10 protein-coding genes are annotated in these 9,794 nt (G+C 49.1%); 3 read left to right on the top strand and 7 right to left on the bottom strand.

Annotation, left to right across the window (positions count from 1 at the left end; genetic code table 11):
* Positions 1-413: glutamate--tRNA ligase family protein (locus A3750_RS10820; protein WP_231871792.1), on the bottom strand; the 413-nt coding region annotated here is incomplete at its 3' end.
* 59 nt (positions 414-472) lie between these two features.
* A complete protein-coding gene (locus A3750_RS10815) occupies positions 473-1,117 on the bottom strand; it encodes an MBL fold metallo-hydrolase (protein WP_068453694.1) in 645 nt (214 codons plus the stop codon).
* A 109-nt stretch (positions 1,118-1,226) separates the two neighbouring features.
* Here A3750_RS10815 and A3750_RS10810 point away from each other — a divergent pair, with 109 nt between their 5' ends.
* Both A3750_RS10810 and A3750_RS10805 read left to right on the top strand, forming a co-directional pair.
* Positions 1,227-1,550 carry a DUF4156 domain-containing protein gene (locus tag A3750_RS10810; RefSeq protein WP_068453696.1) on the top strand — a complete coding sequence of 108 codons (324 nt, stop codon included), beginning with the start codon at positions 1,227-1,229 and terminating at the stop codon, positions 1,548-1,550.
* A gap of 98 nt (positions 1,551-1,648) precedes the next feature.
* Positions 1,649-3,220 carry a PAS domain-containing methyl-accepting chemotaxis protein gene (locus A3750_RS10805; protein WP_068453698.1) on the top strand — a complete coding sequence of 524 codons (1,572 nt, stop codon included), beginning with the start codon at positions 1,649-1,651 and terminating at the stop codon, positions 3,218-3,220.
* Positions 3,221-3,273: 53 nt separating this feature from the next.
* Here the strand turns inward: A3750_RS10805 and A3750_RS10800 are convergent, their stop codons facing one another.
* Complete coding sequence (locus A3750_RS10800; RefSeq protein WP_068453700.1) at positions 3,274-4,281, bottom strand: NAD(P)-dependent alcohol dehydrogenase; 1,008 nt, start codon at positions 4,279-4,281, stop codon at positions 3,274-3,276.
* 341 nt (positions 4,282-4,622) lie between these two features.
* Here A3750_RS10800 and A3750_RS10795 point away from each other — a divergent pair, with 341 nt between their 5' ends.
* The gene (locus tag A3750_RS10795; protein ID WP_068453702.1) at positions 4,623-4,844 is read left to right on the top strand and encodes a hypothetical protein; all 222 of its coding nucleotides are present in this window, start codon (positions 4,623-4,625) and stop codon (positions 4,842-4,844) included.
* Positions 4,845-5,063: 219 nt separating this feature from the next.
* Here A3750_RS10795 and A3750_RS10790 read toward each other — a convergent pair whose 3' ends face one another.
* The 4 genes from A3750_RS10790 to A3750_RS10775 form a co-directional block, all read right to left on the bottom strand.
* The gene (locus tag A3750_RS10790; RefSeq protein ID WP_068457368.1) at positions 5,064-5,762 is read right to left on the bottom strand and encodes a YceI family protein; all 699 of its coding nucleotides are present in this window, start codon (positions 5,760-5,762) and stop codon (positions 5,064-5,066) included.
* A 5-nt stretch (positions 5,763-5,767) separates the two neighbouring features.
* A complete protein-coding gene (locus A3750_RS10785) occupies positions 5,768-6,916 on the bottom strand; it encodes an NADPH:quinone oxidoreductase family protein (protein WP_082863279.1) in 1,149 nt (382 codons plus the stop codon).
* A gap of 406 nt (positions 6,917-7,322) precedes the next feature.
* A complete protein-coding gene (locus A3750_RS10780; RefSeq protein ID WP_068543983.1) occupies positions 7,323-7,943 on the bottom strand; it encodes a sortase domain-bontaining protein in 621 nt (206 codons plus the stop codon).
* A gap of 26 nt (positions 7,944-7,969) precedes the next feature.
* The coding region (locus A3750_RS10775; protein ID WP_068548262.1) for a marine proteobacterial sortase target protein at positions 7,970-9,794 on the bottom strand (1,825 nt) is incomplete at its 5' end.

The raw sequence follows: 9,794 nt of genomic DNA, 5'->3' as shown, positions 1-9,794 counted from the left end.
GGCAATTCCAAAGCGCCCTTAATTCCCGGATTCAACCCGGCAGCCTTACGCTCCTCACGGATGACATCAAGTTCTTCAGGGGTGCGAAAGCAATAAAACGCCTTGCCCTCGTTTACCAACCGCTCCGCATAAGCGGCATAATCATGTTTGCGCTCGCTCTGTCGATAAGGGCCATAAGGACCACCAACATCAGGACCCTCATCCCAGTTCAATCCGAGCCAACGCAAGGCGTCGAGAATCTGAGCTTCCGATTCAGGTGTAGAACGCGCCTGATCTGTATCCTCAATACGCAATATAAACTTCCCATTATGTTGCTTTGCGAAGCACATATTGAAAAGTGCAATATAAGCTGTACCAACGTGAGGATCACCGGTAGGCGAAGGCGCGATGCGGGTGCGGACTGTTTGGGTCATTAAAGGTTCCGTTAATAAAATGAAAATTCAAAAATTCTAATTATCTCAAGTTTAAGTGATCAACCATACCCACCAACAAAGGGATTGGTTTTGATCTCTTGCCCTATCGTAGACATAGGGCCATGCCCTGGCACGAAAGAGACATCATCGCCCAAAGGCCAAAGCTTGCCCCGAATAGACTTACAAAGTGTATCGTAGTCGCCTTTTGGAAAATCGGTACGACCGATTGAGCCCTGAAACAGCACATCACCGACAAATAACAAAGCAGAGGGTCTGTGATAGAACACAACGTGGCCGGGCGTGTGTCCAGGACAATGAAGCACTTCCAGGATTTCGTCCCCTACAGAGACTGTATCGCTCTGATCCAACCAACGAGTCGGCTGGAACGTCTGCGCTGGAGGAAAACCAAACATCTGCGACTGCTGTGGCAGCATCTGAATCCAAAAGTCATCTTCTTTGTGCGGCCCTTCAATCGGCAATGATTTTGAAGAAGAGAGCTCACCCACTGCGCCTGCATGGTCGATATGTGCATGTGTGAGAACAATTTTCTCCAGCTCAACACCCTGCTCTTCTACTTTCTGGAGCAAATGCGGAAGGTCACCGCCGGGATCTATCAACGCTGCTTTGTTGGTTTGATCACACCAAATCAGGCTGCAGTTTTGTTCGAAAGGAGTTACCGGAATAATCTGATATTGAAGCGCCATATATCGCCTAGTCAGGTTGGGTAGAATTAGAGTCTGTGCGGGGTATTATCGACAAAGACCTGTTAATATCAACCAAACACGTAAATCAAATCGCAAGGACATCCAAACCATGCAACACCGCCTTCATTATTTGCTCCGTGCAATCCTTATTTTACCGATGTTTGCGCTCGGGGCGTGCTCGTTTGTAGATACCGTTCCCGGGAGCGAACGCGTCGTCATCAGTCACAACATTGATAACTGTAAAAAGCTAGGCGAGACCAAGGTAAAAGTGCTTTCTGAAATAGCGGGCATAGACCGAAGCGAAGACACGATGGTTGAGGAATTAAATACCTTGGCCCGAAACGCGGCTTTCGAGCAAGGCGCAAATACCATAAAACCCATTGACCAGATGAGTGAAGGAAGCCGCGCTTACGAGCTTTACCTTTGCCGATGAAGCATCTAAGCCTTCGTTTGGTCTAACCCATAAGCGTGCAGACACTATAAGTTCGACTAAACTTGCTCTCACATATAGGATTTTCTAGTGAGAGCAGCATGCGAAAAAACCTTCCTGTCACACAAAAGAATGTCGATTATTCTGACTCATGCCGCATTGTTTCAACAACAACGGCAAAGGGGGTAATCAAGTATGTAAATCAGGATTTCATCGACATCTCAGGCTTTACTGAGGAAGAGTCACTCGGTCAAGCACACAACATTGTTCGCCATCCTGATATGCCACAAGCTGCATTTAAGTCGCTCTGGGACACAGTCTCGCAGGGCGAGCCTTGGATGGGTATTGTTAAAAATCGCTGCAAAAATGGCGACCACTACTGGGTTGATGCCTTTGTAATGAGTAGCGGCGAAGAAACGGATGGCAAGCCAGATCTTCAAAGCGTTCGATTCAAACCGAGTCACGAGCAAATCTCACGTGCAGAAGACGCCTACCAACGAATCAATGCTGGTAAGCAACCATACCAAAGCGTCCTTCTTCGTCATTGGCCAATGGCTGCTAGAATGAGCGCAATAAGCTATGCCTGTCTAATACCTCTATTTCTGCTCGCCCTGTCAACAGGCGGTGTCACCGCAACAACACTGGCTGTCTTGTCACTCATTTTAGCGCCGGCGCTTTGCTGGTTGGGCACTGCCGGGATCAGGAATACCGCAGATCAAGCGAAGCAGCTACATCATGATCCACTCGCACAATATATTTACACAGGCAGAGCGAACGAGCTCGGTGCAATCGAACTAAGTCGAATCTTCATGCGCAACAAACTAGAGACAGCACTCTGGCGGGTCGTCGACAGCACGCGCAATCTCGAACGCGGAGCTAGCAACTCCGTCAACATGGCCGAGGAGACAGAAGAACATACCGTTAAGCAAAGAGCCGAGCTCGAGCAACTCGCTACCGCGATCAACGAGATGTCCTCTTCCATTGCGGAAGTTTCGCAAAACACCCAAAGCGTCAGCGAACTCATGGAATCGGTTCAGAGCCAAGTATCCAACGGCTCGTCGCAAGTCAGCTCTACCACCAGTTTCGTGCAAGAACTGGCTGGCAACCTGGAGAAAACATCAGAACAAGTCCAGCAGATAAGCGAAAGCAGCGGTCAAATTTCAGACCTTGTGCAATCGATACACGGAATTGCAGAGCAAACCAACCTTCTGGCGTTAAACGCAGCGATTGAAGCCGCCCGCGCAGGAGAACAGGGGCGCGGTTTCGCAGTAGTAGCAGACGAGGTAAGAAACCTAGCCAACAGTACATCGACCACCACAGAGCAAATACAGCAAGCCATAACCTCAATAAAAACTGGGGTCGAAGAGGCTGTTGCATTGGTCACTCAAACCATCGAAAGTTCAAATGCGACGTCTGAACAATCCATGCTAGCCAAAACATCGCTCGAAGAGATTACCTATCTGACTCAGGAGACGCTCAACGCGATGATTCAATCGGCTTCAGCCACCGAAGAGCAAAGCGCAGTATGCGAGGAGATTAACCGTAACGTACACGCTATTCAGGATTCCGCCGCCAGTACCTGTCAGAATGCGCAATCGGCTCAGCAGGAACAGCATCGCCAGTTCAATGAAGTCGTCAAACTCACCAAACTGGCGCAAGATTTTACTGGATAAAGCGTGTTTTCACGTGGCAAAGGCGTTATAAACGCTTTTGCCAAGCGCACGTGCTAGGCCGTGTTGTCGAGCACCACGCGATAGCGTGCTTTACCTTCTTCTAGGTGCTTCAAAGCATCGTTAATGTCTTCCATTTTAAACATTTCGACTTGTGGCTCGATCTCATGACGCTTTGCGAAATCTAGCATCTGGGCAATCGTTGCGGGGCTGCCAACCGGCGAAGCCGAAACAGACTTTTGCCCAAGGAGCAACGGGAAAACCGCTAAATCCAGAGGCTCTGTGGTCGCACCGACAAAGTGCAATCGCCCTTTTGGAGCAAGCGTCGCTATATAAGCATTCCAATCTAACTTTACGTTTACCGTTGAAATGATGAAATCAAACTCTCCGGCGGCGGCTTCAAGCTCTTGAGCATCTCTCGAGTTAATCGTTGCATGCGCACCGAGTGAGAGTGCTTCCTCACGTTTGGACTCAGAACTGGTAAACGCGGTGACGTGACAACCCCAGGCATTCAAAAACTTCAAACCAATGTGCCCAAGTCCACCAATGCCGATCACGCCCACTTTGTCGGTTGGCTTTACGTCGAACTGCACCAACGGGTTATATACCGTAATACCTCCACAGAGAAGCGGGCCGGCTTTTGAAAGATCCATTCCGTCCGGAATCTCAACAACACTGGTCACATCGGCAACCACCTTGTCTGCGAAACCACCATCTCGCCCAACGATCGTCCCCTGCGCGCTTGAGCATAAATTCTCATCCGCTGTATGGCAGCTCTTACAGTGGCCACAATAACCAGACTGCCAACCCAGACCGACGGTTTTTCCCTTCCAATCAGAATGAACAGCTTCGCCAACGCGTACGACCTTACCGATCACTTCATGCCCGGCAACGAGTGGGTAGCTACTCATACCCCACTCATTATTCAACATGCTCAAGTCGCTATGGCAAATGCCACAGTACATTACCTCTAGCTCAACCTGACCGTGGCTTAAGTCCTGCTCAGATCGCTCAACTTTTTGTAGGGCGGCACCTGCGGATGCTGCCTGATATGCTTGGTACATAATCTCTTCCTTTTTGGTTATCCGAGTGAGTACGCACAAGATCGCATACTAGATGGTGTGACTGCCTAAAACGAACGAAAAAGCCTTAGCTAGGTTAACAATTTGCAAGCTTCGACAACAATTGTGAACACTAGTTTTCTATTTGCAAACCCCCATTATACTTACTCATAAACCAGTGACGAAAATCCGACGCTGGTGTCGTCAAAGATCGCAAAAGGTGATTAATTAGATTAGAAATAGATTATAAGTAATTGTTTTTTATCCAATTTAAATTCAATGAACATGCTTTTTGCTTTAACAGTAAGTAATAACAGACACTTCAACAAATCGGAGATTCGAACATGCTTACAGTTATCAATTCAGACAAGGCGAACACAAACAGCAACACTGCAGGCGACGCAATGATGGAAACAAATCAAATGGAATCAACGAAAGGCGCTGAACTTCTTCTTAGCTACATGCTTTGGGAGCAAAAATTTGAGCAAGACGCTCACGAAGTATTTGAAGATCCAATCGAAGTCTTTCTAACCGCTCAAGGTGAAAAGCCTTTGACTTTGGTATAAGCCCTTAGCTTTGGTATAAGCCCTTAGCTTTGGTATAAGCCCTTAGCTTTAACCCCTTGGCTTAGACTTCTAAAAAGCATCTCCGAGAACGCGATTCGCTGACAACAGCCATCGCGTTTTTTGTTATCTCTAATGTTCACCTTACAAGCGCCAACGGCAGAGCTGATGAACATTCAGCTAGCCAGCTGATCACTCTTGATCACACTTGATCACTCATTATCACCGCCCCATCCAACTTTCAAAACGTTCTAACCATGAAGGTTCTCGCTGCCGAAGCTTTTCGTCTTCACCAACGGCCTGCGCATTCGGCACATCATCCAACGCCGACAAGCCTTTTATCGCAAATCGAAGACCTGCACGAATAATGACGTCTTGAGCGATTGCCATATCGAGCGTTCCTGCAAAACCTTCGGTAAACACGAGGTCAAACTGGTCACGCTGAAAGGCAAACTCAACGTCCACCAACAGATGTGCGCGATCTTTACGAAAACGAAGATCGATCGCATAGCGCTGACGCTGATTGTTTAGCGACAAATCGGCATTTACACGACAAACGCCAGATTCGATATGGCAAGAAAGAGGGCTCGCTACGCGCATATGGATCGGCGTTAAAAATAGCTTCTTTACTTCGTCATCACGTCGCACATGCTGTGAATCAAAGTTGGCGTGTTCGAGCACGACTTCGCCCGACATGTTAATCAATGCGTCGTTCCGCTCTATTTGCGCAACACCAGTTAAACCCGATCCTACGGGATCAGTGAGAACACCCTCTACGAGCATCGTCCCATACTTACTAATCTGATAACGCAGTACACTCTCCTCAGCGAGCAATATCAGTTTGTCCGCGCTGGAAAAAGGAACAGGTAACCCCATGAGCAGCAATGCTTGCAGGAAAAATCTCTTGGCGCTAAGTTGCATCGAAATTAATCCATGTAAAGAACACAACCGCCAATCACATCCCCTCGCCACTTGGCAAGAAGCGCCTGCTTTACGTCGTGTAACGCAAAGCGATGAGAGACATATGGTTTTATCTTACCGTCTTCAACCCAAGACATAATCGCCGCTAGACGCTCAGGGCGAATGGTTGGATCAAACTGAGTCGAGATGACAGCTGGGCACCCCAACACTTGCAGCCCTTTCATCATGATGAGATTGGTAGGGAGCATGTTGGCATTAGGCGCGCCACGCTGCCCCTTCCCCTTTGCAACAAAAGGGGTTGATGCCCAACCAACGATCAAAAACCGCGCGCCAAACTTTACGCAGCGCATACTTTCTAACGATATATCGCCACCGACGCCATCATAAACCACGTCAACGCCGTTACCTCCTGTCAGTGCTTTTACCTCATCACGGAAACGTCGAACGCTCACGTTCTCGTCATCGGAACGGCAATTGATGATGTGGTCCGCGCCCTGCTCTTTCACCACCGCCAACTTTTCGTCGGAGCGACCTGTCGCAATAACCGTTGCCCCGAGCAATTTTGCAATGTGCACCGCTGCAAGACCTGTTGCTCCCGACGCGCCGTGAATCAGGACGGTTTCTCCAGCTTTAAGGCCTCCGCACTTGACCAAGCAATGATAGGCAGTCTCATAGCTCCCAAGCAGGTTGCAAGCTTGATCAAACGATAAGCCTTCAGGTATTTTTCGAACCGCTAACGATGGCGCGACCGCAAAGTTGGCGAAGCCGCCATACTGTTGATACTCACCCGGCGAACGAGGCCCCGTGAGCAGACCGTCTACATACACACGATCACCTACCTTCAAGCCGGCTTTCTCAGCATCACTTCCACACCAAGCAACCACACCACTGTATTCCAGCCCGGGCGTATAAGGTAATGGAGGCATGTGTTGATACTGTCCGCTTGTCATAATAAGGTCGACCCAACCTACAGAGGAGGATCGAACTTCAATCAACACATCTTGAGTGTTCAGACAGGCCGGTTCAGGCACACACTGAGACTCTATTACAACCGATTTTTCGATGCCTTCGGTAGGCGATTCGGCAAATGCCGCAACACGCACGCACTGTGGTTTTTGTCTTAGATGATCATCAGCAGACAAGACGGACCCCATATTTTATTCGGTGTTATTAGGTGTCGACTCTTGAGTCATTATGCGCCTCAAAAACGCCGACTCGACAGCGCAAATAGTCGCGCGTTTTGTCTATAAATACTAGCGACCCAAGCATATTCCATATCAGCATAAGAAAATTTTAGGATTTATTTGCATATTAAAAAATCTGTACCACTATTGTCGTTACTGACGGCATTCATGACGTCAGTGAAGTGAAAGACTTTCATGGATACTACTCGCACTTATTGCCGGTTACGCCTTTGTAACCGGCTTTTTTTATGCCCAAATGTAAGTCATTTTTCTCGCGTATCCTCTGCCATTTAAGGCTCTCAAACAGATTGGTTTACCCTGCCGCTATACCTAGCAGATATGCCTAGCCGCCATGCCAAGTCGCTAAACACGGTAGTTAGATAGCTTGTGCTATCACGAGGCGTCGGAGGTCCGTGTCTGCTTCCCGGTCCGCTCCATTCATACAGGTCGATAACACCAACAAGGGCGTTTCGGGCTGCTCAGTAAGTTGAAAGCGAGGCGCACTCAGGTGTTGATGCTGAGCAATCTTAAAGCGCACTAGCCTCCCTTCGAAAAAAAGCTCAACGATGTCCCCAATTTCTAGTTGGCTCAGGAAATCAAAATGCGTATCCATATGCGCCTGAATCAAAAATAGCGCGATCGCTCCGTCTTCACTGGAATAAACATTCAGCCCTGGCCCAAAAGAAAGCGCCTCTCCTGAGGCCCCTTGCAGCACATAGTATGTCCTTCCAAATCTCGGAACATTCAACTTAGCGACCGGATAGGTATCGGCCCATGGCCAAGGAAGATGCCGCTCGCCGGTGCGGAGCGTTTTCTCCCAAGCATTCGCTATCAACCACTGCCCAACGATCGCCTTTGCGTTTATGAGACTCGCCTGCATCAAATAAACCGATCCGATAACGAGGCAAATGGTTACGATCAGCGTCATGATCCGTGCACTCGCGGCCTTATTTCCCCGCGATTGACGCCCAATGCAGGGCTTCATTTTAGTGCTCATCACACCGCCTCCGCCGACACATCCATTTAGCCACGTGATATCGCTCCTTGCACTACACGCAGACGAGTGATCAGCAATAAAGCCATCGCAATGCCAAGCCAAACCAAACCGGCCTGCGTCATCCAAGGAGCAGACGTCGCCGTTTGCGCTAGATGGTACACTCTTGAGTCAGATCGGCCCGACTGCCATCCCTGAGGCAGGTTTGATCGCAGCTTCTGCGAGAACAGATCCGCACCTGCTCGGACTGGCGTGACATCAACAGCGACCAAGCTGGTATATTTGCTTACCTGATGATGCTTCAGAGCAAGCTCTGTCGCCTGAGACTTAAACCGGTCTCGATCGTCCAACCGAGTATTCAGCGCACGCTCAGTGAAATGTTGAATTTTTTGCCTCGCCCACTCTACTGCAATGCCCTTCACGCTATTCGTTTGCCCTACGCGCTGTTGCAGATAAGCGGGGCTATCATCATGTTGCGCTTCGATTTGCATTTCTGAAGGCCGCGTCGGTGTTTTAAATAGAAGGTAGCCCGCTTCATTCATGTACAAGTCGGGGGTTGGATTTGGCATCAAGTCGCTAAAAGGGATATCTAGGGCGATATCGATGTCCGTTAACGCGGGATGATTTATCTTTTCAAACAGCCGCTGTATGTTCTGCTTCACCTGTGAAAGATCACTAATGTAGGTAAAGGTGCCTCTACCTGCCTCGGCGGCGCGTCGCATAAAATAGCTATTAGGGGCTGAGCCTATTCCCACAGTAAACAGACGCGTCGTAGAGAGCATTTTTTCTATCAGGCCCAAAAGCGCATCTTCATTACTGACAGCACCATCCGTGATAAAAACAACTTGCCGGAAGAGCGCGTCATCTTCTCTGGTCAAAGCAAGCGTTAAGGCCGCTGTCATCTCTGTCCCTTTGTCTGCCTGTTGACGATCGAGGGCGCTCCGAGCCTCAAGTATGTTTCGACTTGTTGCTTTTCTGGAGCTTGCAAATACGGACCACGCCGTATCATTGAAAAACAGGATATTGAAACGGTCCTCGCTATCTAGATTTGCCAACGCGGAGCGAATCGCTTGCTTAGCCTGCCGTATTGATGCCCCCTGCATACTGCCAGAAACATCAAGAACAAAAATTAACTCACGCGCGCCATGCTCGATAGAGGAACTTGGCGCTGGGGGCATCAACATCAGCATATTGTAGTACTCACCGTTGACCGGCTCCGAAAACAAAGAAACTTGCGAATACGCCTTTTCGGCATAACGCCAGTTCACGACAAAGTCGCGGTTCGAGCGATTTTCCGAGTCTCCTGCAGTTACCTGAAAATGGGAGTCACTCTGTTTGTCCACATGAAGTGTATGACTATCGCTCCATATACGTTCAACGGGCATGCCCGCGCCAAGATCCATATGCAAGCGGACTGGGTTTGAGTCCGGCTCGCCGATATCTCGATATGCAATTTGGTGCTCTTTAGAGAGAAAGGCTGGTAAGCCTCGTCGGGCATTTGGGTCATACTGCGGCGTTGCCACTAAGGGCACTCTCAAACTGTAGCCATGATCCTTAAAGTCGAGCATGGTTTGGTAGCTAAACACGATCTGCACACTTGCTTGCGGTGCAATGTTAGCGACGCGCGTTGTAAAGAAGTTACCCTTTGGTTGCTCAAGCAACACCGCACGCTTCCCTTGCTGCTTGGCGCTTGAATAGATTTTTCTTGCTTCGCGTTTCTCCCTAATTTGACCTTCGATGACGCGTTCTCCGACCATCATCCTGAGTTGGTCAACCGCTGCGCCCTCCGGAAGCGGAAAAGTATAGATACCCTCAACCCAATGCTGTGATGGATTTTCAAATCGCTGTTTTACG

The organism is Oleiphilus sp. HI0079, assembly GCF_001635105.1.
This window is presented reverse-complemented; position numbering and strand designations above follow the sequence as displayed.